Source organism: Mesorhizobium sp. M7D.F.Ca.US.005.01.1.1 (assembly GCF_003952545.1).
Classification (GTDB): domain Bacteria; phylum Pseudomonadota; class Alphaproteobacteria; order Rhizobiales; family Rhizobiaceae; genus Mesorhizobium; species Mesorhizobium loti.
This window is the reverse complement of sequence record NZ_CP034453.1, coordinates 2,624,120-2,648,264: the sequence shown is the minus strand read 5'-3', so window position 1 is coordinate 2,648,264 and position 24,145 is coordinate 2,624,120. Positions and strand designations below refer to the sequence as shown.

The 24,145-nt window shown below is 60.1% G+C and carries 21 protein-coding genes; 12 read left to right on the top strand and 9 right to left on the bottom strand.

Features of this window, described 5'->3' with window-relative positions:
• Positions 1-28 precede the first annotated feature (28 nt).
• The 5 genes from EJ076_RS12780 to EJ076_RS12765 all read left to right on the top strand — a co-directional run bounded on the left by EJ076_RS12780 (position 29) and on the right by EJ076_RS12765 (position 5,087).
• Positions 29-952, top strand: a complete 924-nt coding sequence (locus EJ076_RS12780) for an NAD(P)-dependent oxidoreductase (RefSeq protein WP_126068080.1) — start codon at positions 29-31, stop codon at positions 950-952.
• Between the two features lie 104 nt (positions 953-1,056).
• Positions 1,057-1,749, top strand: coding sequence for an N-acyl homoserine lactonase family protein (locus EJ076_RS12775; RefSeq protein WP_245463036.1), 693 nt, complete (start codon positions 1,057-1,059; stop codon positions 1,747-1,749).
• A 471-nt stretch (positions 1,750-2,220) separates the two neighbouring features.
• A complete protein-coding gene (locus EJ076_RS12770; RefSeq protein WP_109661480.1) occupies positions 2,221-2,499 on the top strand; it encodes a hypothetical protein in 279 nt (92 codons plus the stop codon).
• Between the two features lie 1,339 nt (positions 2,500-3,838).
• Positions 3,839-4,024: a hypothetical protein gene (locus EJ076_RS35195; protein ID WP_109661478.1), complete on the top strand. Its 186-nt coding sequence runs from the start codon at positions 3,839-3,841 to the stop codon at positions 4,022-4,024.
• A gap of 376 nt (positions 4,025-4,400) precedes the next feature.
• On the top strand, positions 4,401-5,087 hold the full coding sequence (locus EJ076_RS12765) for a Crp/Fnr family transcriptional regulator (protein ID WP_109661476.1): 687 nt from the start codon (positions 4,401-4,403) through the stop codon (positions 5,085-5,087).
• 22 nt (positions 5,088-5,109) lie between these two features.
• Here the strand turns inward: EJ076_RS12765 and EJ076_RS12760 are convergent, their stop codons facing one another.
• The 4 genes from EJ076_RS12760 to EJ076_RS12745 form a co-directional block, all read right to left on the bottom strand.
• Positions 5,110-9,342, bottom strand: coding sequence for a cytochrome P450 (locus EJ076_RS12760; protein ID WP_126068079.1), 4,233 nt, complete (start codon positions 9,340-9,342; stop codon positions 5,110-5,112).
• Positions 9,343-9,481: 139 nt separating this feature from the next.
• Positions 9,482-11,254 (bottom strand): adenylate/guanylate cyclase domain-containing protein, encoded by a 1,773-nt coding sequence (locus EJ076_RS12755; protein ID WP_126068078.1) that lies wholly within the window; start codon positions 11,252-11,254, stop codon positions 9,482-9,484.
• A 406-nt stretch (positions 11,255-11,660) separates the two neighbouring features.
• Positions 11,661-12,032: a metalloregulator ArsR/SmtB family transcription factor gene (locus EJ076_RS12750; RefSeq protein ID WP_109661470.1), complete on the bottom strand. Its 372-nt coding sequence runs from the start codon at positions 12,030-12,032 to the stop codon at positions 11,661-11,663.
• Positions 12,033-12,248: 216 nt separating this feature from the next.
• Positions 12,249-12,641, bottom strand: coding sequence for a hypothetical protein (locus tag EJ076_RS12745; RefSeq protein WP_126068077.1), 393 nt, complete (start codon positions 12,639-12,641; stop codon positions 12,249-12,251).
• Between the two features lie 347 nt (positions 12,642-12,988).
• Between EJ076_RS12745 and EJ076_RS12740 the strand changes: the two genes are divergently transcribed.
• The 3 genes from EJ076_RS12740 to EJ076_RS12730 all read left to right on the top strand — a co-directional run bounded on the left by EJ076_RS12740 (position 12,989) and on the right by EJ076_RS12730 (position 15,546).
• A complete protein-coding gene (locus tag EJ076_RS12740) occupies positions 12,989-13,495 on the top strand; it encodes a transglutaminase-like cysteine peptidase (protein WP_245463085.1) in 507 nt (168 codons plus the stop codon).
• 622 nt (positions 13,496-14,117) lie between these two features.
• Complete coding sequence (locus tag EJ076_RS12735) at positions 14,118-15,143, top strand: sulfate ABC transporter substrate-binding protein (protein ID WP_126068075.1); 1,026 nt, start codon at positions 14,118-14,120, stop codon at positions 15,141-15,143.
• A gap of 169 nt (positions 15,144-15,312) precedes the next feature.
• Positions 15,313-15,546, top strand: coding sequence for a hypothetical protein (locus EJ076_RS12730; RefSeq protein WP_126068074.1), 234 nt, complete (start codon positions 15,313-15,315; stop codon positions 15,544-15,546).
• A 24-nt stretch (positions 15,547-15,570) separates the two neighbouring features.
• On the opposite strand, the gene EJ076_RS12725 is transcribed toward EJ076_RS12730, so the two are convergent.
• The 4 genes from EJ076_RS12725 to EJ076_RS36025 form a co-directional block, all read right to left on the bottom strand.
• Positions 15,571-16,707 (bottom strand): sulfate/molybdate ABC transporter ATP-binding protein, encoded by a 1,137-nt coding sequence (locus tag EJ076_RS12725; RefSeq protein ID WP_126068073.1) that lies wholly within the window; start codon positions 16,705-16,707, stop codon positions 15,571-15,573.
• Between the two features lie 68 nt (positions 16,708-16,775).
• On the bottom strand, positions 16,776-17,660 hold the full coding sequence (cysW, locus tag EJ076_RS12720) for a sulfate ABC transporter permease subunit CysW (protein WP_109672947.1): 885 nt from the start codon (positions 17,658-17,660) through the stop codon (positions 16,776-16,778).
• A complete protein-coding gene (cysT, locus tag EJ076_RS12715) occupies positions 17,653-18,519 on the bottom strand; it encodes a sulfate ABC transporter permease subunit CysT (RefSeq protein WP_126068072.1) in 867 nt (288 codons plus the stop codon). Before cysT ends, cysW begins: the two co-directional genes overlap by 8 nt.
• A gap of 226 nt (positions 18,520-18,745) precedes the next feature.
• Positions 18,746-18,877 carry a hypothetical protein gene (locus EJ076_RS36025; RefSeq protein ID WP_281038507.1) on the bottom strand — a complete coding sequence of 44 codons (132 nt, stop codon included), beginning with the start codon at positions 18,875-18,877 and terminating at the stop codon, positions 18,746-18,748.
• Positions 18,878-19,041: 164 nt separating this feature from the next.
• On the opposite strand from EJ076_RS36025, the gene EJ076_RS12710 reads away from it, so the two are divergent.
• The 4 genes from EJ076_RS12710 to EJ076_RS12695 all read left to right on the top strand — a co-directional run bounded on the left by EJ076_RS12710 (position 19,042) and on the right by EJ076_RS12695 (position 23,064).
• A complete protein-coding gene (locus tag EJ076_RS12710) occupies positions 19,042-19,719 on the top strand; it encodes a hypothetical protein (RefSeq protein ID WP_109672220.1) in 678 nt (225 codons plus the stop codon).
• Positions 19,720-19,804: 85 nt separating this feature from the next.
• Complete coding sequence (locus tag EJ076_RS12705; RefSeq protein ID WP_164548621.1) at positions 19,805-20,434, top strand: peptidoglycan-binding domain-containing protein; 630 nt, start codon at positions 19,805-19,807, stop codon at positions 20,432-20,434.
• 252 nt (positions 20,435-20,686) lie between these two features.
• A complete protein-coding gene (locus EJ076_RS12700; protein WP_126071039.1) occupies positions 20,687-22,036 on the top strand; it encodes a UDP-glucose/GDP-mannose dehydrogenase family protein in 1,350 nt (449 codons plus the stop codon).
• Positions 22,033-23,064 (top strand): NAD-dependent epimerase/dehydratase family protein, encoded by a 1,032-nt coding sequence (locus tag EJ076_RS12695; protein WP_126068070.1) that lies wholly within the window; start codon positions 22,033-22,035, stop codon positions 23,062-23,064. Before EJ076_RS12700 ends, EJ076_RS12695 begins: the two co-directional genes overlap by 4 nt.
• A gap of 107 nt (positions 23,065-23,171) precedes the next feature.
• On the opposite strand, the gene EJ076_RS12690 is transcribed toward EJ076_RS12695, so the two are convergent.
• Positions 23,172-24,071, bottom strand: a complete 900-nt coding sequence (locus tag EJ076_RS12690; protein WP_126068069.1) for a formyltransferase family protein — start codon at positions 24,069-24,071, stop codon at positions 23,172-23,174.
• Between the last annotated feature and the right edge of the window lie 74 nt (positions 24,072-24,145).

Sequence of the window (24,145 nt, the reverse complement as noted above, 5' to 3'; positions counted from 1 at the left end):
ATTGGCCCCGACGAAGGAGAGAGCGATCATGTCGACCCTGAAAATCGGCTTTGTTGGCATCGGAAAAATGGGCACGCCGATGGCGACCCGTCTCATCAAGGCCGGCTACGAAGTGACTGTCTACGACGTCGACAGCAAAGCCGTTGCGGAGTTGACCGACGCGGGCGCGAAAGCCGCCGCCGGTGCGCGCGATGTTGCCGATGTTGCGGAGATCGTCTTTGCCAGCCTGCCCAGCCCGCAGATCCTGGAAAAGGTCGTGCTCGGCGACGGCGGCATCGCCGAGGGCAAGGCGGTTCGCATCTTCGTCGACATCTCGACGACCGGTCCGCGAATGGCCGCCAAGGTTGCCGAAGGTCTTTCAGCAAGGAGCATCGCCATGATCGATGCGCCCGTCAGCGGAGGGTTGAAGGGCGCGCGCAATGGCACGCTCGCCGTCATGGTGTCGGGGCCGAAGTCTGCCTTCGACCTGGCAAGGCCGGTGATCGAGAATTTCGGCCGGATATTCTTCATGGGCGAGGTTCAGGGCTCCGCCCAGACCATGAAGCTTGCCAACAACCTGCTTGCGGCGGCAGCACTTGCGATCTCCTCCGAAGCGGTCGTGATGGGCGTCAAGGCGGGCCTCGATCCCAAGGTGATGATCGACGTCATCAACGCCTCGAGCGGCCGCAACAGCGCCACCGAGGATAAGTTCCCAAAATCCGTCCTGCCGCGCACCTTCGATTTCGGTTTCGCGACAGGCCTGTCCTTCAAGGATGTACGGCTGTGCGTGGATGAGGCGGAGGCGATGGGCGTGCCCATGGTGGTGGGCAGTGCCGTGCGCCAGTTGCTGAGCGTGACCAACCAGCTCTACGGGCCGGATTCCGATTTTACCTGTATGGTCAAGACGGTTGAGACATGGGCGCATGTGGAGGTCGGCTCAGCCCAGACCACAGATGTCGCCAAAGCGAGCTGATCATGGGTGATTCCGAACGTTATGAAATCCATGCCGTTCGCTACGGCCATTTCGAACGCCGCTCGGGTGAGAATTTCCTCGGTGGCGACACTCACGATGTTGCGATGCCGCTCGACTACTTCGTCTGGGCGATCGTTGGCGAGAAACGCACCTTCATCGTCGATACCGGTTTCGACAAGCCGACCGGCGACAAACGCGGACGCAGTGTCGTCAGGCCCGTCGATGACGGCCTGGCGGCAATCGGCATCAACCACGCCGACGTCAGCGACGTCATCATCTCCCACATGCATTATGACCATTGCGGGAACCATCACCTGTTCCCGAACGCGGCCTTTCACCTGCAGGATGCGGAGATGGAGTTCGCGACCGGCCGCTGCATGTGCCACCATGCCATGCGCCATCCCTTCGAGGCCGAAGACGTCACCACCATGGTGCGGCGCGTCTTTGCCGGAAAGGTTTGCTTCCACGACCCCGAGTCGCAGATCGCGCCCGGCATCACGCTCCACAAGGTTGGCGGCCACTCGCGCGGATTGCAGGTGGTGCGGGTGGAAACCGACAACGGGGCGGTCGTGATCGCGTCCGACGCAGCTCATTTTTACGCCAATATGGAACGCCAGAAGCCGTTTCCCGTCTTCGATCGGCTGAGCGATGTCATCTTCGGCGTGGAGCGTATGAAACAACTCGCCAGCTCCCCGGCTCACATCGTGCCAGGGCACGACCCGCTGGTTCTCAAGCGCTTCGCGCGCACCCACCGGGGCGTCGAAGACATCGTAAGTCTTGCCCATCCTTTGCCCTGAGCGCCGATCCTGAAGGACCGCATGCTTGGTGGCTTTCAGGCGACGACGATGACGCGAAGGCCTATCCTCGCACTGGGCTCCAGGCCGCATATATGCGACTGAACAGGCTTGGGGGCGCATCTATTGTATTGGTTTTATTATCTTTTCTGTACAATAATCAGAAACTTCCCCGCTGGCCGAATGCGCGTGACAGCGGCCGACTTCGGTTGCGGCCGGAACGCTTCAGTTCGATTTGGTGTCGAATTCGACCTTGCATCGCTGGCCGGCGGGCAAACGGTTGCCGGCGTGACCCGCGCCTCATTTAGAAAGCGCTGCAGACAGCAACGCGGACGCGTCACACACGATTGTGCCTAAGCCCATAGGCGTTGCGCGGTTAGTCGAAAATCCGTGTGAATTACCTCATAGTTTAATGCGACACGAAGCGTATCTTCATTAGCATAGTTGCATATTTTGTCACACAGGAGGAAAGCCGTGGCTCGTCCACAGCGCGACATGCGCGGTTATCTGACCGGCTACGGCGGGCCTTTGGCAACCCGAGTTGAGGTGTTTGAGGCCGAGGGCGAATGGTTCGTGCGCATCATCGAACGCGACGAGGAGCGCACCTACTCTTTTGTGCTGAAATCTTTTGCCATGGCGTTCGCAGAGAACCAAAGGATCCACATAAAGCCTCCCACGATCGTGCGGCTGGAGCGTAACCCGTCTCTCCTGTTCGCACATGCCAGATTCACGGCGGCGAATGATCGATTCTAAGATGTCGCGAGACCCGGATCCCGCCTGAACCTCTTCCGCGATCACGCCATAACCCAGCGATACTAAATAGATATGTTGGTAGTCGGCGGCCCCCAACCCGCCCGGCCGGCGCCTTTCCCCAACCAGCCCCCCGCCTGACAGGCGCCGGCCATCGCGCATCGCGCGGCGAAAACGAGTTACATATTGCTAGCTGGTCGGATCGGAGGCGACGGTCGATGCGTAGCTGCCTGCCGCGGTTGAACGGTATATCGGCCGAAGTTGCGGGGATCGGTTTGATGGTGGCCATCGGGTATTGGCAGAGCTCTTCAGCAGTTTCGCTGATATCTTTGCTACGAGGTCTCGCACCTCGATGGGCACTCCCCCGGGACGGCCGATCCAGTCATGCCTTCGAATCCAACGATGCGGGCTCTGCTTCGAGGCCATCTCGCCTCTTGGCAGCGAAGGCCAAGCCGCTCTCGACTCGGGCACGCTTGGGCCCCGGCGCCTCACCCATAGCGCCCGACGCCCTCACCTGGTGTGGAGGCCGCCAGAGGCGTTTTGGCGAAGATAGTGGTGTGGACGCGGTTAGCCGCTCGCGCATCAGCGGCCAGATGGCTGCCAAGCGGCCCGACGTCGCTGTGAGTACACCTTTTTGGGGTATCCCTTCATGCCGATGCCTCTGGCTCTTGCATTAGAGAGAGCGCATATTTCAAGCTAGCCAGCATAGCTCTCCTCTAGCTAGACTGGTCAGGCCCAGCGGTCGCCGATGCAAAACGTCCCCCTACGACCCTAACCGCTGGGCCGCCCAGAGCTTAACGGTCGGCTTAATCTCTTCGATCTGCACCTATCGCCGACATCCTTCGCCAGTGCCACGTCTGGATAGTCGGCACCATGCGCCAATGCGGCCGCTCCAATTGGGGCGTGGTGCCAGCGCCGCGCCAGCGGCACCGCATCGAAAATCACGCGAGCATCGGGGTTATGGCAAAAGCGCGCGCTTCGAGTTCGCCTGGCCAAGGCATGCCAATTGTTGTCAGAAGCACGGTCCAATACGAAGGACTGGCACCTCAATAAAGAAGCCTGCCGCCTGCAGCATTTTGCTGATTGCAACGTCACGCACGGTCACCTAGCGCGGTTGTCGGCTGGACGCTCGGCCAAAGTCAACCGCCAGATTCTGAACCCTTAGTGTGGCCGGCACGTCTTGAGATGGCCGTTCGAGGTCGCGCCATCTGTCTGCAGCCTCTGTAGCCTGTTTCACAGACCGCGATGAGGTTTCCTGGCAAATGTGTGACCTGGCGGAACCGGCCACCTTCAACCGGCCTGCCGCCAATTTGAAAATGTGTCTTTAACCTGGAGCGAACAGATGCGGATATTGTTTGCCTTCGACTCGCTTCTTGCCGCAGCGGCTTTCGCTGTTCCGACGATGGCGACCGCCGACGCGTATGTCTTTATCGAGACCATCCCCGGCGCTGTCGTCGACGCCAATTGGGGTTTTGCCCATCACGCTGTGGATGCTCGTGCGTGGTCAATTGTGGTCAAACAATACTGAATCATTTTGAATTTTGGCGGAGCCGTTTCAAACAGAGATTTTCGGTTGGTACGGCAGCATTGCGAGTGCAAGGATTTCGATCACGCAATCATTTCCGCCGCTGCCGTCTGCACGCTTTAGGCCTACCTCCAGCCATGCGTGCAGACGGCCTTCCACAAACAAGGCGAGGGAGAGATCATTCGCGGTTGGGTCTTCTCGCATAGCCGTTGGTTGAGCCGATCGGTCGCGATTCAAGCTGGGCGTTGGGGTGGAGGGGATCGGTTTTTCCGGTCCCCTTTCTTTTGACAAGCGGGCAGCGCTCAAAATCACATTAGCTTTGATCGATCACGCCGTTGCCGTACAGTCATCCTGTCACGACAACATCGGGAAAGCCGTCATGCCAACCGCCAGCGCGAATGCCAGACATGATCTGCCGCGCCTGGCGCGGATCGATCCTCGACAGTTTGATCTCCTTTTCACCGGTTGCAAACTCGAACGCTACGCCGCCGGCCAGCATTTGTTCGTCCAGGAAGATGCCGCCGACCGCATCTATGGTGTGATGAGCGGCACGGTGGAGATCTCGATCTATTCGCCTGGCGGCCAGAAGCTGGTGGCCAATATTGAGCTGTCGCGCAGCTTGGTCGGAGAGATCGGAGCACTTGACGGACACCCACGAACGGCCACAGCGATTTGTCTTACTGCATGCGAGCTGGTTTCGCTCAGCCGAACACAACTGTTTGATCGAATTGAGAAAAACCCATCTCTGGCGCGCGCCATGATCGAACTTTTGTGCGCGCGGCTGCGTTGGGTCAGCGGTGAACTCGGGGATCAGGCCTTTTTCGGCATCGAAGCGAGGCTGGCAAAACGACTGGTCTTTCTGGGCAGCGTGCTGGCCGACGGCGCAGGCTGGATACCGATCTCGCAGTCTGAACTGGGTGAGTTCCTCGGCGCCACGCGCGAATCTGTCAACAAGACGCTAAACGACTGGCGCAACCGGCAGATCATCGCCATCAAGCGCGGCGGCCTGCGCATAGTCGACGCCGGCGCACTTCGCCATATCGCCGAATCGCAGGACGACGACTGACAGCGGAGGCGCCGGGGGCGAATCAGAGTCGCGAAATCAGAAAGCGTAGTGCCGACCGGCTCGGCATGAAGAAATATCCGCCTCCCCGAGTGGTAACGAATTGAGGGATGCCTTTCAGCACCGTGACCTTTTCCCAGGATGGAATGGTGAACCTGCCGGCACTGTCGCGCGAACCAATCGTCGGGTCTTTTTCGGCAACAAGCCCCTGGAATGAAGTCGACGACACCCAGGTTTGCTGGATGAATTCGTACTGCCGCTCGATATCGGCGTTGAGGCACATGAAGAGCAGCCCCTTTTCGACCTTGCCCTTCTTGTCCTGTTTCTCGTAGCTGCGGCCCACCCGGATGATCCGGTGGCGCTTGCCGATCCTGATCTGCGTTTCACGGTCCTCCCCCAGCGAATCGCGAGGATTCGACCGCCGAACATGGGCGCCCAGCGGGCAGCGGTGTCCTTGGGGATCTTCGATGCCGAAGGCAAAATCATTATCGGCACTGCGACCCGGGCGGCCGTCCGGATTGCGCACCAGCGAGGTGCCGTCGGGCCAGCGGCCAAGCATCTTGGCGGCGACCCAGCGCGGGGTAATCGCCGGGTTGTCGGTTTCGCTGGCCGCCTGAATAGCCGCTGCCTTGCAATAGTCGTTGAAGGTGTCGACGTGCTGCTCGAACTGGCGCATGACGAGGAAGGTGCCGTTGCGGCCGAAGTCGCGCGGTGGCGGCGGCAGGCCGGGTATCTGCCGGTTGCGGCGCACCGCCGACAGGATGCCCGTCCGGTCGAGCGACGCCTCGACGGAGGGCGACGCCGGATAGAAACCGTGCTCGTCGCGATAGCCGAACAAAAACTCACCGGGCGCGACAAGATGCATGGGTGCGGCACCGATGTTGGCGCGGGCGGTTCCCCTGACGATCGGTTGCGAGACACCGTCGACGAAACCAAAATGCTCGACCGCGCGTTTGCCGTCGCGCTTTACCGCCAGCGGCAGGTCCGAAACGAGGTTCATGCCTGCGGCTGTCATCTTTCTCTTTGCGGTACCGATCTCCGTCTTCAGCTTCTCCGAACTTTCGGCATAGCAAACCACCACCACGTCAACGGGCTTTTGCGGCGAACCCCACTGCCACTTGTCCGGCACGCTTTCGCCGACATCGTCCAGAATGCGGCTGCGCTCGGGATTGCCCATGCCGTGGCGAAAGGCGACGGGGAATGTGTCCAGCGGCTTGTCGTCGACGCCGCCATCCAGTCCGAGACGGCGAAGACCATCGGGACCGAACGCAACCGTCATCGCCCGCGCCGACGGCACGCCGTCGCCGAAGCTGGTCTGCTCGACGATGAACTCCAGCCAGGCCTTGCGCCTGGCCCTGGAAAGGTTCTCGGGCACGGCGATCGCCAGCATATGGGCATGCCCCAGCGATCCGAACGGGCCGAAGAACAGGGACTGTATCTCGCCGGTTTCTAATTGTTCGAGAGGCAACGGGGTGGACGCAGCGGGGCTGCCGGCCTCTGCCTTCCTTGTTTGCGGGCGCGGCAGGGATCCGAACAGGCTCAACCAGTCACGGGCTTCACTGCTCGTTGCAGAGGCGATGCCAAGCCTGATTCTGGAATTGGCGCGGATGCGCGTCGTGTTGAGACCAGGGTAAGCCGAATACCAGAACAAGGTCGGCACCTGCTGCCGCCGCGCCCAGCGCTTGAAACGGTCGCCGTCGCGCGCGCCATCGAGGAAGAGCCAGCGTGTGCGCGGATAACCTTCGGTGTTGCTCCATACGCCGGTCAGACCGGCAGCGGCCTTGGCGATGAAATCCTCGAGATAGCTCTCCCAGCTACCACCATAGTTGGAGAGGAACATCAGCCTGTTGGTGCCGGGCAACAGCACCCAGCGGGCGAAGTGGATGGTGTTGATGGTGGCAAGGAACCCTGGCTTGAAGACCTTCTGTGCCGAGATCGAGATCAGGTAGAACGACAGCCTGAGCGCCAGCCTGCGCAACGTTCCAACCTTCATTGTCGAGATCGCCGTCAGATGGTTCTGGGCTTGTCCAGGCTGGTCCTCGTGGGCCAGAATCTTGTCGAGGGCGCCGAGGTCGACCGGCGTGCTGTGCGGGCGATCAATGTCTTCGAGGCGCCGCAAGGCGAGAAAGCACAGGCCGAGGATCAGGGCTGCCAGCGCCAGAATTCCAAGCACAGTCAGCAAAAGCGCCGTGCCGGCTATGACAACGCTGCCGAAAGTGACACCTGGCGGATCGCCGAACACCAGCACGTAGGTCATCCGCCAATAGGCAAGCACCATTAAAGCAACAGTGGCCAGCACGGCCGGCGCCAGCAGCGTGGTCGTTATGGCTTGCCACCATTTTCCGGGCGGCCGTTCGAGCAGGCTTTCGGCAGGCTCGAATGCCCAGTCGAATTTTCCCAGGGATCGGACATGCCGGCGGGCTTCGTCAAGCATGGCGGCCGCCCCGCCATGGGCGGCGCCCGGCTGCTCGACCACAGGCCGAACGGCATCAGCAAGTTCGGCTTCGGCCAGGATGCGCTGCACCGAATGGCCCGGCGTGCCGGAAAAGACCAATCCGGCGTTGCTGCCGAAGGACGGGGATATCTCGACATTGTGCTTGCGCAGGAAATTGTCCAGCGTGTCTTCGTCACGAAGATCACACACGTCCTTGAAGATCGGCCGCAGCCTATGACCGATGGCATGGGTAATGGCGTTGATGACGTCGTCGGTGCTGCCGTCGCCAGATATCTCCAGAACAAGCGCTCCTTCCCCATCAGCCGAGGCATTGCCCGCCTCGCCAGTTGGGACGACAGCCAAGCTGGCGAAATGGATGGTGCCGGCGGTATTGAGCGCGGCACGGATCTCGTCGCTGGCAGGATTGCCAAATCCGGCGACCTGGCCGCGGATGGCGTCCAGTGACGCCGACCGGGTAATCGGGCATATCACCGTGACCATAGAGTGGGTGACCGTGCGGCAAAGAGCGGGCCGCTCGAAATCGACCTTAAGGCCGTCCGGATACGCGCCGACATGCGTCATCCTGCCGGCTTTGCCGCGCACACGTCGGACATTGTCCTTCTGAAACAGGGCGCGAAGACTCTCGCCAATCTGGATCCTGGCGATTTCGGCGCCAATGCATTGATGAATGCCGTAGCCGAAGACTAGGTAATCGCGATGCGGGCGCGACGTGTCGAAGTGGTTGGGCCTCTGCACCGCCTCAGGATCGAACATCGCCGACAGCGTTGCCGGCATGACCACCGTCCCGGCCTTCACCAGACGCTCGCGGCGCGTGCCCCTGGCGATGGTTGCGTCGCGCACGGTGTAGCGCCAGGGGCCAATCCAGATTGGCTTGAAGCGCATGGCTTCCAGAATGGCCTTGTCCAGTCCGCCGGTGTCGTTGCTGGCCAAGGCTGCATCGATAGCCTGCCGCGCATCACTGCGGGACAGGATCACGTCGAGGCAGTTGCTGCCAGCGAGCACATTGGTTGGAACAAAGCCGGCGATCATGCCGAGCATGATCGAATGAATGTCGGGCAGCGACAGGCGATCCTGATCCAGCAGGCGGACAAGCCTTGCCAGCGGCTGCTCATCCTTGGCCCCCTTCTCCCGGATCGCATCGATGGAGCGGTCGATGATCTTGATCAGCCGGTCGCCGGCCACCACCGCAAGCTGGCGCGTGACCGGGCTCGCCGTTGGATCCGAAAAGAACAGCGCGCTCAACGCCATGGCCCAATCGGCAAACTCGGATTCATCATCGATCTCGAGGCCGAAATAATCGCGGCAGATGCGCACCGGAACGATCTTCATAAGATCCGCGATCGCGTCGAAGCCGGGGCTGGCGCGTGTCATGATGTCTTGTGAATGCTGCGCGGCGATCGGCCTGACCAAGGCCTCGATTTCTGCCGGGGGGAAAGCGCTCAGCACCGACGATTTCATGCGCCGGTAGTCGGCGCCGTCCTGCATGCCGAGAATGAAGTTCGATCCGCGCGCCAGTTCGGTCATCTCCGGCCCGTATGGCGTCTCGAATTCATCCCCGCGCTCCAATATGTCGCGAACGTCGGCGTTCCTGGTCACGAGCAGGAAATTGCCTATGGCGAGATTGGGCCAGAACCGGCGCAGCAGTGCCAGCGCCCAGCGCGGATCATTGAAGAGAAAGCCAGCTATGCGCGACGCGACGCCCTTGGAGCGGAGGCGTCCCAGGTCAAATGGCGGCATTTCAGACAGCGGACGCTGGCTTTTCTGTCCTGCCCGGATGGCATCGAAATACTTTATCCTGATCATGCGCGGTCTGGCCCCCCGGCTGTCCACGTCATTGCGATGCCGGCTACCCAAGGCCTAGGTTTGCAGCCGTCTCGCGTATGTGAATGTTTTCACAGTTGTCGGTGTTCCGCCACCTCGATTACGCACCGCTCGCTGCATGTCATTTGGCCAGTTCGAAATTGGCGATGAGAAATTCGTTTGCCGCCTTGTCGGCGAACGGTATCCAGCGCACCCTTTGCTCCGAAAAATCCGGATGTCTGGTCATGAATATGGCCAGCTCCCGCATGGCCTCCTGCATGCGCCCGCTTCTCGTCAAGGCGCCGATCTTCAGGAACCGGGAATAGAAATAGCCGGGCGACAGATCGAGCGAGCGATCCGCAGTGGAGATCGCGGATGGCCAATCCTCGACGAAGCTGTAAGCGGCGGCCAATTCCCCCAGATTGTGGAACCGATAAAGGTCGAAGGGGCTCAGTCGCTCCGTATCGACAAAGAACGGTATCGCACCAGCGGCATCGCCGAGCAGCAGGCGCGCACTGCCCATCGCCGAGCGCGCAAAGGCGAAGCTTGGATTGATATGAAGCGCTTCATCGAGATGATCGACCGCCGATCCGGGCCGTCCCCTCATGATGTCGATAACGCCGAGATGAGCGTGCGGGCGGGCATCCAGGCTGTCCATCAGCAAGGCCTTGCGCGCATACTGCTGGACCTTGTCCAGATCGTCGCTGTCGCCGAACCGCAGCCAGGCCCGCCAGAAATACCACCATGCCAGTTCGTTCAGCACCGCGCTCGAGTTCGGATCGTCCCGGTAGGCCTTTTCGAAGAACTCCAGTGCGATTTCTGTGTCGCCGCGAGTGCGCCGGTTCATATGCCAGCGTCCGCGCCGCACCAATTGCCATGTTTCCAGACTTTCCCACGGCACTTGGAAGGTCCGCGCCTGTTCGGCCCGGTCGACCTCCTTATCGAGGATCGAAACGATCTCGGCGCCGATCTGGTCGCGCAGACTGAAGATGTCGACCAGGGCCCGGTCGAAGCGCTGCGACCACACCAATCGCCCATTTGAGACGTCGGCAAGCGAGGTGCTCAGACGGATCTGCCCGCCATTGCGCGTCAGCGTGCCGCTGACGATGTAGCGCGCACCAAGAGCGTTGCCTATTACCCGCGTTCCCAAAGTGTCATCGCGAAACTGGAAACTGGAGCTCTTGGCGATCACCGAGAGCCACCTGCTGTTGGAAAGGCCGTAGATGATGTCTTCGGCTATGCCGTCGGCAATGTAACCGACGTCGCGCTCGCCTCCATGGCCCTGGAACGGCAGCACGGCGATCGCGGGCGGACCTTTGGACGACAGCTTCTGGTGACCATTGACGGGAAGCGTGGCCGAGACCAACGACGCCGGTGATGCCCCGCTGCCAATGCGCCCGGCGATCAGAACGCGCACCGGCAGGGCGATGTTCTTCAGCATGAATTCGCCAAGATCGGTGAACTCGGCCGCCGTCTTGTCCTTCACATGGTGCCAGGTCGTTTCCGAGACGGCGAGACCATCGTGCGGCGCGAACTCCTGGATCCTGGCGGCGATGTTGACGTCGTCCCCATAGAGCCGGCCGTCCCGGACGATGACGTCACCGGTGTTGATGCCGGCGCGAAAGGGCATGCGCATGGCTTCGTCGACCGATGAGTTGAGCGCGACAATGCGGCCCTGAAAATCGAACGCCGCGCGCAGCGCCTCGATCGGATTGCCGAATTCGGCCATGATGCTGTCGCCGGCATCGCCGAAGGTGCGGCCGCCAAAGGTGCTGCAGCTGTCGGCGATGATGTCGCGCCGTTCCTCGAACGCAGCGACGGCCGATTCATCGTCGAGACCCATCAGCCGCGAGAATCCCACGGCATCGATAGACATGATTGTCGCCAGCTGACGGGTGTAGTTCCGTTCAGCCATGTTCGAGCCCCAGTCCCTTTTGCCCCAGCACAGGCGACCACCCGCTCCTGAACCTTCGCCGCGTTGCTGGAAGAGTCTTCCTGGCAGATGCGCCGCGCCGATCTCGCCCTGTCATGTCGGGAACTCTAACAGTGCCTCGGCAAAAGCTCTACCACGATCGACTAATAGATCGCAGACCACCCGCATCGTTGCATGCCTAACCGCCGGTTTGGATCACGCACCAGGCGTCGTGCCGGGAAGCCACGTTGGCACTGCTGACTGACGTTGAACGGAAAATACGCGCGCCCTATCTGCTGTGTGCGCGCGCTGGCCACGTCATAGGCCGTCGATCCCGATCGATTCCTGCGAGATTACTCGAATGCTCGCCATCACGACTGGTACGGGTTCCGGCATCGACGTGACCAACTTATGCGGCGGAGGGCCCGCGACGCTTCTCGGTCCGCGCGACTGCTGCCAGACCCGCGGCCCCGTCGGTTATCTGGGTGATTTTCTGAATGATGCCAAGGTCACAAGAATAATAGATGGTCTGTCGGTGACGCCTGGTGGAGACCAGTTTGTATTTGCGCAGCTTACTCAGATGTTGAGATAGAGCGCTCTTGCTAAGTCCGACTCGCACAGCCAGTTCACCAACCGAGACTTCACCTTCTGTCAAATGGCTCAGAATCAGAAGTCTTCTCTCATTGCCTAGAAGCGACAGAAATGCAGCCACTGGCTGCGCATGGCTAATGAACCTCCCCGGATTCAGGGAGTTCGCCTGTAGAACATTGGCACGATGCATTCGCCTGATGGAAAATTCTTCGCGATTGTGCTGCATTCGACTTGGCCCGTTCGACTTGGCCTGTTGTCCGGCCAAGCGCCAACGCTGGTCCCAGAGCGCGTCACTTGAACCGGTTGGAACGCGACGCGCCTTACTAAATTGGATCGCATCAGTCAGGCGCGAAGCGGATATTACAGGGGCTTCAGCAACATCCGAGCCTAGTCGCCGGATTCAAAACTAGTTGCCGGAGCCGCGCCCGGAGTCGCCACCTCTGCCACCGTTATCACCGCTCTTGCCACCGTTATCACCGCTCTTGCCGCCGTCGTCGCCGCTCTTGCCGCCGTTATCGCCGGTCTTGCCGCCATCGTCGCCGGTCTTGCCGCCATCGTCGCCGGTCTTGCCGCCATTGTCGCCGCCCTTGCCACCGGGATCGCCGCCACCGCTCGGATCATCTCCACCGCCAGGACCGTTGTTGTCGCCGGAACGTGCAAGCGTGGTCGCAATGAGCGAGGTGGTGATAGGTGGGCATTGCTCGATTTGGTCCGAGGAAAGGATACTCCTGCGATTTATCGCGATACAACACCGCGCATAGTTGGCATCGGTAAGTGGTTGACACTGAGCTGCCGTCAACCGCGGCCTAATACTCTCCTCTGCTTGAGTACAACTCACCCAATTTGCAGTTATAAGCGCAGATGAAATGAGTAAAGCTGAGCGGCACCTGCCCTTCCAAGCCATATATCGCAGCATTTCTTCCTCCAACGGAAAACGCACCCGGCCCCAAACCAAAGCGCTATCAACCAATTTCCACAGTTTGGTAACATATTGTTATGTATATTGGCGGAAAATACCTTTTTAAGGATTGATTTACCAATTTCTGCGAGGCTTGTTGGCGACTTGACAACGAAAGGAGATGGTAGGTGATGCGTTTCGCTACGCTTGTTGCCGTAGCTGTGGCGGTAACTGGTTGCAGTGAAACCATGCAGACAACCAAAACCAGCCCTGCGATGGTCACAAAGGGGTATGCATTCCCACCGCCGGCCGCCCGGGTCTTCTGTTCGAGCCACCCAAGCCTCTGCAGCACCAACGGGCAGGTCAAGCTGGTGACGCTGACACCAGCACGCAAGGCCGAACTCGACGCCGTGAACACGTCCGTCAATCGCCGGATCGAGGAGCGTAGCGACCTCGTCACGACAGGCAGTGCCGATGATTGGCGTCTACCGACCAAACAGGGTGATTGCGAGGACATTGCGATCCTGAAAAAGAGCGAGCTCTTAAAGCGCGGGTGGCCTGCTTCCGCCCTGCTTCTGACGGTCGCTTCACTCGGCGGCGAGGGTCACACGGTGCTTACGGTGCGAACCGACAAGGGAGACTTGATCCTGGACAACCGTGGCAGTGTCATCAGGGATTGGTCACGCACTTCATATCGCTACTTTGCCCGACAGTCGCAATCCGCCAACGGGAAGTGGGTGCGGATCAGTTCTTGAGCTTCGGTACAACTTCGGCCCAACCGATGCATATCGACCAATGCGCGGCGGATAACGACGCGCACAAGATGACTTGAGGCCTATCGACGGGATCCATTGCCGTGCGACGCGCTTCAGAGCCCGGATCGGTCTATATGCCCGACCCTCTATACCGGGCGGCTTCCCTCCAGAATGCGAGCGCCATTCCTGGAGAACGTCCTTTCACTTCAAAATCTCGCCCCCGATAGGCTCCTGCCGCAATCCATACTGTCTTTGAACGCTGATAGATCGTGATGCCCCGTGCGCGCGCCCGGGCGCACAGGTCCGCGTCATTCTGAGACATCTTTCCAGCCCCGTTGCTCAACCCTCCAAAAACGATTGTAATGAGGAAGTTCTTCCCACAAAAAAGTCCGCGGCCGGCGCATGGCCTTCATGGCGGTGGAGTTCGTCAGACCTTGTGCACCGGGCTGCTTCCATCACACGCCAGCGGACACCCCCACATCGCGTGCGGCATCACTTTTGGCAGGTCTCAGGCAAGATTCTCCTTTTGGATTATCTGACGCGGCACGTCTGCCCTTTCGGATGAATGCATTTCTTTTCTATATATTTGATAGAATTAAGTCCGTTATCAACGGAGGCAGAAATGACCAAACCTCATTTCAGGAAACTGCTCGGCGCACTGGTCGCCACATCTGTTCTATCAGGCACGCTCGGTTTCGCGTTTGCCGATACCACCATCCTCAACGTGTCCTACGATCCGACACGCGAGCTCTACAAAGCCTATGACGAAGCTTTCGTCGCTCATTGGAAGGCCGAGACCGGCGAGACGGTCACCGTCCAGCAGTCGCATGGCGGATCGGGCGCCCAGGCCCGCGCCGTGATCGATGGCCTCGATGCCGATGTGGTGACGCTGGCACTGGAAGGCGACATCAATGCCATCGTCTCGAAGTCGAACAAGATCAATCCCGACTGGCGCAAGAAATTCGAAAACAATTCAGCGCCCTACACATCGACCATCATCTTCCTCGTGCGCAAGGGCAATCCCAAGGGCATCCACGACTGGAGCGACCTCGTCAAGGACGGCATCCAGGTGATCACGCCCAACCCCAAGACCTCCGGCGGCGCGCGCTGGAATTATCTCGCCGCCTGGGCCTACGCCAACGCCCATGACGGCGGCGACGAGGCCAAGAACAAGGAATTCGTCGGCAAGCTCTACGCCAATGCCCCGGTGCTCGACACCGGCGCGCGCGGCTCGACCGTGACCTTCGCGCAAAAGGGCATCGGCGATGTGCTGATCGGCTGGGAAAACGATGCCTATCTGGCGCTCGACGAATTCGGCGCCGACAATTTCGAAATCGTCTACCCGCCGACATCGATCCTGGCCGAGCCGCCGGTGGCGATCGTCGACGCCAATGTCGACGCCAAGGGCACGCGCAAGGTCGCCGAAGCCTATCTGGGCTGGCTCTATTCCAAGGAAGCGCAGACGATCATCGCCAAGAATCACTATCGTCCGGCCAAGCCCGAACTCGTGGCTCCGGCAGATCTGCCCAAGACACCTGATATCAAGCTGATCTCCATCGACGATCCGCTTTTTGGCGGCTGGAAGAAGGCACAGCCTTATCATTTCGGCGATGGTGGTATATTCGACCAGATCTACAAGCCTCAATAGGGGAACAGGAGAAGCTTCCCGATGGCTTCTCCATCCCCGATGCCCTTGCGGTCGGTTTTATCAACATAATGGTGACCCGATTGTAACGTGGGATTGGCCCCGGACCGAGAACGAGGGAGTGCCAGCGTCTGCACACCTCCAAACTTCTCGGTCTCGCGGGAGAAACCGTATGGCTGGAGAACAGCAACCGGACGACAAGCTTAGTCGCCTTCTTGCCTCAGGCTGGTCCATCATGGGCTATTCGACGACAATGATGGCCGCTGGGACAATGACCCATTCAGTCTTGCTGCAGAAAGAACACGTACTGATCTCGGCAACTATCGTGGCGGAAGGCGATCACGAGATTGGGCGTGCTTTCACGATGCTGGCCCCGGCTCCAGATACGAAGAAGCGTCGAACTTGAGGCCGACGCAATGATAGGCTCAATTCAGGCGGCGCGTGTAGTGGGCTTTAGCCGCTCAGGCCTTTCCGAAACGCGTTTCTTGCAGTTCGCAAGCGCAAACGTGCGATTCTGGATCGCAATCGACGACGCTGGGAAAAGCGTCCAGCGCCGCGGGCGGAATGCGACCCGGCTTTTCTGCGCCGCCGGGTGATCGACCGGCAGTTCGATTTCGACGCGCTGGCGCTCACCACCGATCTCGAGTTCGACCCGGCGCGTGCCGGCGACGCGGCGGCTGGCGGTCACCGTGCCGGCAATGCAGCCGCTGCAGCCGTCCGGCAGTTCGACATCGTGCGGGCGGAAGTAGAGCGTCGCATCGCCCGACGGTTCGTGGGGCGCGGCAAGCCCGATCGGACGGTCGGCGAGCCAGATCTCACCATTCTCGACCTTGACGGGAAGCGAGCTCGATTCACCGATGAAGCCGTAGACGAAGGGCGAGTTCGGCGTGTCGTAGATATCGTCGGCAGTGCCGACCTGCTCGATGCGGCCCTGGCTCATCACCACGACGCGGTCGGCAAGCTCCAGCGCCTCTTCCTGGTCGTGGGTGACGAAGACGGTGGTGTGGCCGGTGGTGTCATGGATTTCGCGCAGCCAGCGGCGCAATTCCCGGCGCACCTGCGCGTCAAGCGCGCCGAACGGCTCGTCGAGCAGCAGCACCTTGGGTTCGATGGCCATGGCGCGCGCCAGCGCCACGCGCTGCCGCTGGCCGCCGGAAAGCTGCGCCGGATAGCGCTTCTCCAGCCCCGAAAGCTGGACAAGGTCGAGAAGCTCGGAGGCGCGGCGGCGGATCTCCTGCGCCGGCGGGCGTGACGGCCCGTGCCTAACCTTCAGGCCGAAGCCGATATTGTCGGCCACCGTCATGTGCCGGAACAGCGCATAGTGCTGGAAGACAAAGCCGACATTGCGATCCTGGATCGACTTGTGCGAGGCGTCCTCGTCGCCGAAGAAGATGTTTCCCCGCGTCGGCCGCTCCAGTCCGGCGATCAGCCTGAGCAGCGTCGTCTTGCCGGAGCCGGACGGCCCCAGCAACGCGATCAGCTCGCCCGACTTGATGTCGAGCGACACGTCGTGGAGGGCCGGAAACCGGTCAAATTCCTTGCGCACGTTGGCAACGCGAACTTCCATCGACAGAACCTTTTCATTCGATGCATGTCGTTGTCCCAAAACCGGGTCCCACTTTTGGGCGACATGCATTAATGCCCGCGCGATGCGGCGATCTCGGCGCCGTAGCGCATCTCGAGAAGTGTTTTCAAGACCAGCGTGACGAGCGCGAGGCCGGCAAGCAATGAGGCGACGGCGAAGGCGCCGACGGCGTTGTACTCGTTGTAGAGGATCTCGACATGCAGCGGCATGGTGTTGGTCAGGCCGCGTATGTGGCCCGACACCACCGAGACCGCGCCGAACTCGCCCATGGCGCGCGCATTGCACAGCAGCACGCCGTAGAGCAGCCCCCATTTGACGTTGGGCAAGGTCACGAACCAGAAGGTCTGCCAGCCATTGGCGCCAAGCGAGAGTGCTGCCTCCTCGTCGCCATTGCCCTGTTCCTGCATCAGCGGGATCAACTCGCGGGCAACGAAGGGGAAGGTGACGAAGACGGTGGCCAGGACGATGCCCGGCACGGCAAACAGGATGACGATGCCATGCGCTTTCAGCCAGCCGCCGAGCAGCCCCTGGGCGCCGAACAAAAGCACATAGACCAGGCCCGATATGACCGGCGAGACCGAGAAAGGCAGGTCGATCAGCGTGGTCAGGAAGGCCTTGCCCTTGAACTCGAACTTGGCGATCGCCCAGGCGGCGGAGATGCCGAAGACAATGTTGAGCGGCACCGAGATCGCCGCCACCAGCAGCGTCAGCCGGATTGCCGAGCGCGTGTCGGCGTCACTGAGCGATTGCGTATAGGCACCAACGCCTTTGGCCAGCGCTTCGTGGAAGACGATGATCAGCGGCAAGAGCAGGAAGACGCCAAGGAAGGCGAAGACGATGGCCATCAGGACGGCTTGCGCCGGCCGGCTCTCGGTCACCGCCGCCGAGCGGCTCTCGTGATGCGGTGCGTAGGATTTGATCTCGGGATCAGCCATAGCGCTTGCGGCTCCATGACTGTGCGAGATTGACGATCAAAAGCATCAGGAACGACAAAAACAGCATGATCGCCGCGATCGCGGTCGCTGCCGGATAATTGTACTCCTCCAGCCGGATGACGATCAGAAGCGGCGCGATCTCGGATTTGTAGGGCAAATTGCCGGCGATGAAGATGACTGAGCCGTATTCGCCGACGCCGCGCGCGAAGGCCAGCGAAAAGCCGGTAGTGATGGCCGGCGCCAGGCCCGGAAACAGGATGCGGGTGATGATCTGGAAGCGGCTGGCGCCAAGCGTGGCGGCGGCTTCCTCCACCTCCTTGTCGATCTCCTCCATGATCGGCTGCACGGTGCGCACGACAAAGGGCAGGCCGATGAAGATCAGCGCGATGACGATGCCGAGCGGCGTATAGGCGACCTTGATGCCAAGCGGCATCAGCAATTTGCCGATCCAGCCGTTCGGCGCATAGAGCGTGGTCAGCGCAATGCCGGCCACCGCCGTCGGCAGCGCGAAGGGCAGGTCGACCATGGCATCGACGATGCGGCGGCCGGGAAAGCGGTAGCGCACCAGCACCCAGGCGACGAGCGTGCCGAAGACGACGTTGACGCCAGCCGCGATGAAGGCGGTGCCGAAGCTGATTTCAAGCGCGTTGATGGTGCGACGGTCGGTTGCTATCGCCCAGAACTCGGGCCAGCCCAAGGCGGCCGAGCGCCAGATCAGCCCCGACAGCGGGATGAGGATGATGAGGGTGAGGTAGGCAAGCGAGAAGCCGAGCGTCAATCCGAAACCCGGAATGACACTCGGCTGTCTGAACCGCCACCCAGCCTGCGCGGGTGCTGTGGTCGCGAATGTTGCGGTCATGGAGTTCAGGGGAGTCCCTCCCACTCAACCAAGCTTGCCTCCGCTATGGCGCGAAGAGGTCTGAGTGCGCAAGTTGGTTGAACGATCCCTCCCACTACGTCTATTCGCTCAGTGGAATTTCATCCTTCGTCGCCACTCGGGAATTCTGCGGTCGTGCAGCTACCACTTAGAGGGCGGACTTTGGATCAGGTCGGGTAAGCACCCTCCCCGAAATGATGAGGTCGCCTCATTTTTCAATCAGCTCATACTCCGCCGCTGGAACAAGTGCCTGCATATGCAGGTGCGATGTCTCAAGAAACGTCCTGCCGTGGACCTCACCATGCTCGATATGCAGCGCTCCGCTGTCGAATGTCAGCATGAAAGCCAACAGGCAGATGCAGCCGAAAGTAGAGCCATCCCCAACAGAATAGGTGTGATGAGTCTCAATAGCATCTCGTGCAATACCCTTGGGGGAGTTCTGCGTGGGGCCAAACCGGCGTAACAATAAGATGCTGGCCGGATATCGATCGGGGAGTAGAAGATATGGAGACCATTTCAAGAGAGCTGATGAAACTGGCCGAACACATCCGTCCTGCGCGCGAAGCGTTCGCAGAAGCGGATAAAAGGAGGATCGAAGCCGCTTTGGAGGCGGGGCGGCTTCTCTGCCAGGCCAAGAATGACTGCCCAAACCAGCAATGGCAGGCTTTCCTGACATTGGCTGATATCTATGAGCGACAGGCCCAAGAATTGATGCACCTGGCCCGCGCGGGATTGACGGCACACGTCGTTTCGCAAATCGGTGGCATCGATGCGGCACTGGCCTATCTGGTGAAGGCAAGATTGCCCGAGCCAGGCGAATGCCTGACTGTGGGACGGATAGGCTGGCCTGAAAAGAACACGCCCTTTGCCATCATCAAGCCCAACGCCGCCTATCCTGGTTACTACGACGTGGCGATTGCCGACATGTGGGCCAATCCCGCAACAGTTTTCTGTTCCACGAAGCCGCTAAAGGGGGGAAGTGTACGGCTTGCCGACGGGTCGTTCTTCGACAACCTCTGGCGTATCGTCGACAGGGAATTGGACGTACCGCATTCGCAGCGCGAATTCCAAATGATGCCTGCGGATCTGTTCTCCCAGGATGGAGCTTTCCTCTTCGCAAAACCAGCCACCGCTGCAGGTCGTGGTCCGAAGACAAACCGGGCGCCCAATTACGCGCTTTGATTTCGATGCCTGAGCCGCACCTGACGGCAGGTCTCCATTGCGGCCACCGGAAATGAGGGTAGCTACAGCCAGAGCGGAGAGAGCGATGGAAAGTCACCGTGCTGGGGTCGGCGCGCTGTGCTTGGCCCTAATGATGATGTCGGAACACTCCGTTGCGCAGTCCCAGTTGAGTCAAACAGAAGTCTATCAAGCCCAGTCAAGGCTATTCGAGAGTAATTTCCTGACACGCATTCCGGATGGCAGGATTGGTCAGCGGACATTGGACGCTTTAAGAGCCTGGCAACGACAAACGAAGCGGCCGCAGACCGGAGAATTGACGAAGAAGGAGTTCGATCAGTTGATGCGGTTTGATCCTGGCAAACACGCTTGGGAAGCCATCTCCGGATCAATAGACGGGACCTGGATTGCGGTTTGGGGACATAGTTCTGGGGTAGACGCAGCAAAAAAGGCTTTGGCTGGATGCCAGAAGAAATCGTCTCGGCCCGACGATTGTTCGTACGTGTCCAATTCCGTCGATCGGAGCGGCCCAGGGTGGTCAGCTGCCGTCTTTTGCGAGCAGCGAGGTCTGTTTCGAAGGAAAGGTCAGATGTTCCTGCACAATGGCTTGAGCCGGAAAGCAGCCATAGACCAAGCGTTCGCCGCCGCATCAACCGCGAAGTTCCGCTCGTCTCAATGCACGCTCGTAAAGGCACTGGACGGAAACGGACGGCAGTGAATCCGTTCCAATAGCGTTTGCCAACGGGTGCCGAAGGCAACCGATCCTTCGCCGTCGTTTTGGCGAGGAGGTATCGCTCAGGTCTAATCCCGTGGGGAGGCTATCAACATTTAGAGTAGTCAAATGGCGCCGGCTGAGGTGTTCAGAACGCGGCGGGTCTCGGAAGAGGTAATGCCATGTCCGATTTCGCGCTCCAATTTCTTGATCGCCGCTGGCTTAATCGAACAAAATCATCATCAGAGTGGCGAGATCATGCGCATTGCGGTTGTTGGGTCAGGTTACGTCGGTCTCGTGTCTGGGGCATGCTTGGCTGACTTTGGTCACAAAGTCGTCTGCATCGACAAGACAGAGGCAAAAATCGTCGATCTTCAAGCTGGGAGAATGCCGATTTATGAGCCAGGTCTCGAAGACCTTGTCTGCAAGAATTCTGCGACGGGGCAGCTCGCCTTTAGCACCGAGCTTGGGCCAGCAGTCGCAGACGCGGATGTGGTGTTCATTGCTGTCGGGACGCCTTCGAGGCGAGGCGACGGTCATGCAGACCTTTCTTATATTTACGAGGCGGCGCGGGAAATCGCGGCTGCGGTTCGCGGTTTCACGGTGGTCTCTGTCAAATCCACGGTGCCAGTGGGGACCGGAGATGAAGTCGAACGGATTATTCGCAGCTGCAACCCGGCGGCAGATGTAGCAGTTGTGTCGAACCCGGAATTCCTTCGCGAAGGGGCAGCCATCGACGACTTCAAACGTCCCGACAGGATCGTTATCGGTCTACCGTCGGACGAACGCAGCCGCGAAGTGATGGCGGAAGTCTACCGGCCACTCTATCTCAACCAAGCGCCGATCATGTTTACCGGACGTCGCACGTCAGAACTGATAAAGTACGCAGCCAATGCCTTCCTGGCGCTCAAGATTACATTCATCAACGAGATTGCGGATCTTTGCGAGAACGTAGGTGCGAACGTGCAGGAGGTGGCGCGAGGCATCGGGCTCGACAACCGCATTGGTTCGAAATTCCTGCATGCAGGCCCCGGGTATGGGGGATCCTGTTTTCCGAAGGATACACTGGCTCTCGTCAAGACGGCGCAAGATAGCGGCGCGCCGCTGCGGCTGGTCGAAACGACGGTCGCCGTGAACGACCAGCGAAAACGCACCATGGCCCGCAGGATCGTGCTCGCCTGCGGCGGCAATGTGCGAGCAAAAACGATAGCCGTACTGGGTCTCACATTCAAACCCAACACGGATGATGTCCGTGACGCGCCTTCCCTCTCGATCATCCAGGCTTTGATCGATTTTGGGGCGTCTGTTCGAGTGTATGACCCTGAAGGCATGGAACAGGCCAAGCTCATGCTTGGCGCCAGCGTCGACTATGCGAGGGGCGTATACGAATGCGCCAAGGGCGCCGATGCCTTGGTGATTGTCACCGAGTGGAACCAGTTTCGCGCTCTCGATTTTGAACGGCTGTCACGCTGCATGTCGAAGCAGGTAGTAGTCGACCTTCGTAACATCTACAGGCGCGAAGAGGTCTGCAAGCACGGTTTTGAGTATGTGAATGTCGGCGAGGGCGTGACAGCGGAGAGATCTGTTTTTGCAGCGGCCGCCGAATGAGGTATTTCATCACCGGAACCGCCGGATTTATCGGATTTCATCTGGCGCGCCGCCTGCTGGACGACGGTCACTCCGTGACCGGCTTCGACGGCATGACGCCGTACTACGATGTTGCCTTGAAGCAATCCCGAAATGCCTTGCTTCAGCGATACGACACCTTTCGCTTCCACATCGGACAGCTGGAAAACATGGACGCGCTCCGGCGGGCGGCAGAATCGGCCATGCCCGATGCGATTGTCCATCTGGCCGCGCAGGCCGGTGTGCGGTACTCGATCGACAATCCGCGAAGCTACACCGACAGCAACCTGGTCGGTTCTTTCAACGTCCTTGAACTTGCCCGTGACCTGAAGCCCAGACATCTGCTGCTTGCTTCCACCAGTTCGGTCTACGGCGCGAATGAAACGATCCCGTTCGTTGAGACTGACAAGGCCGATTGGCCACTAACGTTCTACGCGGCCACCAAGAAGGCGGCGGAGGCGATGTCACACTCGTATTCGCATCTTTTCCAGATTCCAACGACATCCTTCCGGTTCTTCACCGTGTATGGCCCATGGGGCCGACCCGACATGGCGCTCTTCAAGTTCGTCGACGCCATCCAGAACGAGCGTCCAATTGAAGTCTATGGCGAAGGCTTGATGAAACGCGATTTCACCTATGTCGATGACCTTGTTGAAGCCATCGTTCGGCTCATCGGATGCGTGCCCGGGGCCGGCCGGCCGGTGTCTGGCCCAGGTGTCCTTGATACGCTGTCACCCGTGGCGCCCTGGCGTGTGGTCAATATAGGCGTCGGTCAGCCGGTGGAGCTGTTGTCTTTCATCGAGACAATCGAGAATTGCCTCGGCAAACGTGCCATCCGGAAGATTTTGCCGATGCAATCAGGCGACATGCCGGCGACTTATGCTGATCCTCGTCTCCTGGAGACCCTTACAGGCTTTCGCCCCAAGACCAGCATCCAGGACGGGGTGGCTGCCTTCGTACGCTGGTATCTGCAAGAACGACCCTCATCGCGGCCGACAATCGCCGCCTGAGCATTCTTTCGTTCAAACGCGGCCAAACAAATAGCTGAAGCGGCAGATCCCTTTCCAAGCAAGCCAACGCCCCTGACCGTGGCACAGAGCGGGCCAGCATAGCCCTCTCAGGCCGACACCAGCTTGGCGTGTATCTTGGGCCTGGCGCCGCGCCAGGATGTCACCTCAATGGTTGCTCCGTCGCCGCAAAGCACGGCAAAACCACTGTCGGTATGCGCTTGGACCTGGCCAGTCAGCCCTATGTAGCGCCCTCGCTCCGCAAACATGCGTGCCTTGTCGACGACGATTTTGCTGCCCTCGCCTACAGTGAAGGCGCCTGGATAGGGATCGCCGACAGCGCGGACAAAGCGAAGAATGGTCTCAGCCGGCTGCGTCCAGCCTATCGATCCGTCATCCGCCGAGCGCTTGGCGCAGTAGCTGGCGAGGGAGTCGTCCTGCGCAACGCCCACGCTGTTGTCGCGGGCGATCGCTGACACAACGAGGGGTGTCATTTCCCGCAGGGCCTGCTTGTGCTTTTCGTAAAGCGAACGCGCGGTCTCGTCCTGCGCCACGGCAAAAAGCTTCTGCAGGATAACCGGGCCACTGTCGACACCTTCATCGAGCCGAAAGAATGTCGATCCAGTCTCCTTTTCGTTCGCGATGATCGTCCAAGGGATCACCGCCCTGCCCCGAAAGCGCGGCAACGGCGCCGGATGGAAGCCTACCGACCCAAGGCGGGCGACCGAACGAAATTCAGTTCGGCAGATCTGCGACCAGCCGATCACCAGCGTCAAATCGGGGCGGCCTTGTTCGAGCCAGGCGACTGTATCAGGCGCGTTGATGTTCTTGGTCAGATGGACCGAAACGCCCGCAGCGTGCGCCGGACCCGATAAATCGACAAAATCGGAATGGCGTGTGGAGGCGTCGGCCGCAAGGGTGACAAGCAGCGACGGCGTCATACCCGCTTCGACGAGGGCGTCGAAAGCAACACGGGATCCTTCCACCGCACCGACAAAGGCTATGCGCATCAAATTCGAACTCCAGCTTAAGTGCCGCAAGCGACAGCGAGACGCGGACCTTTTCTATTGTTCGGTTCAATTCT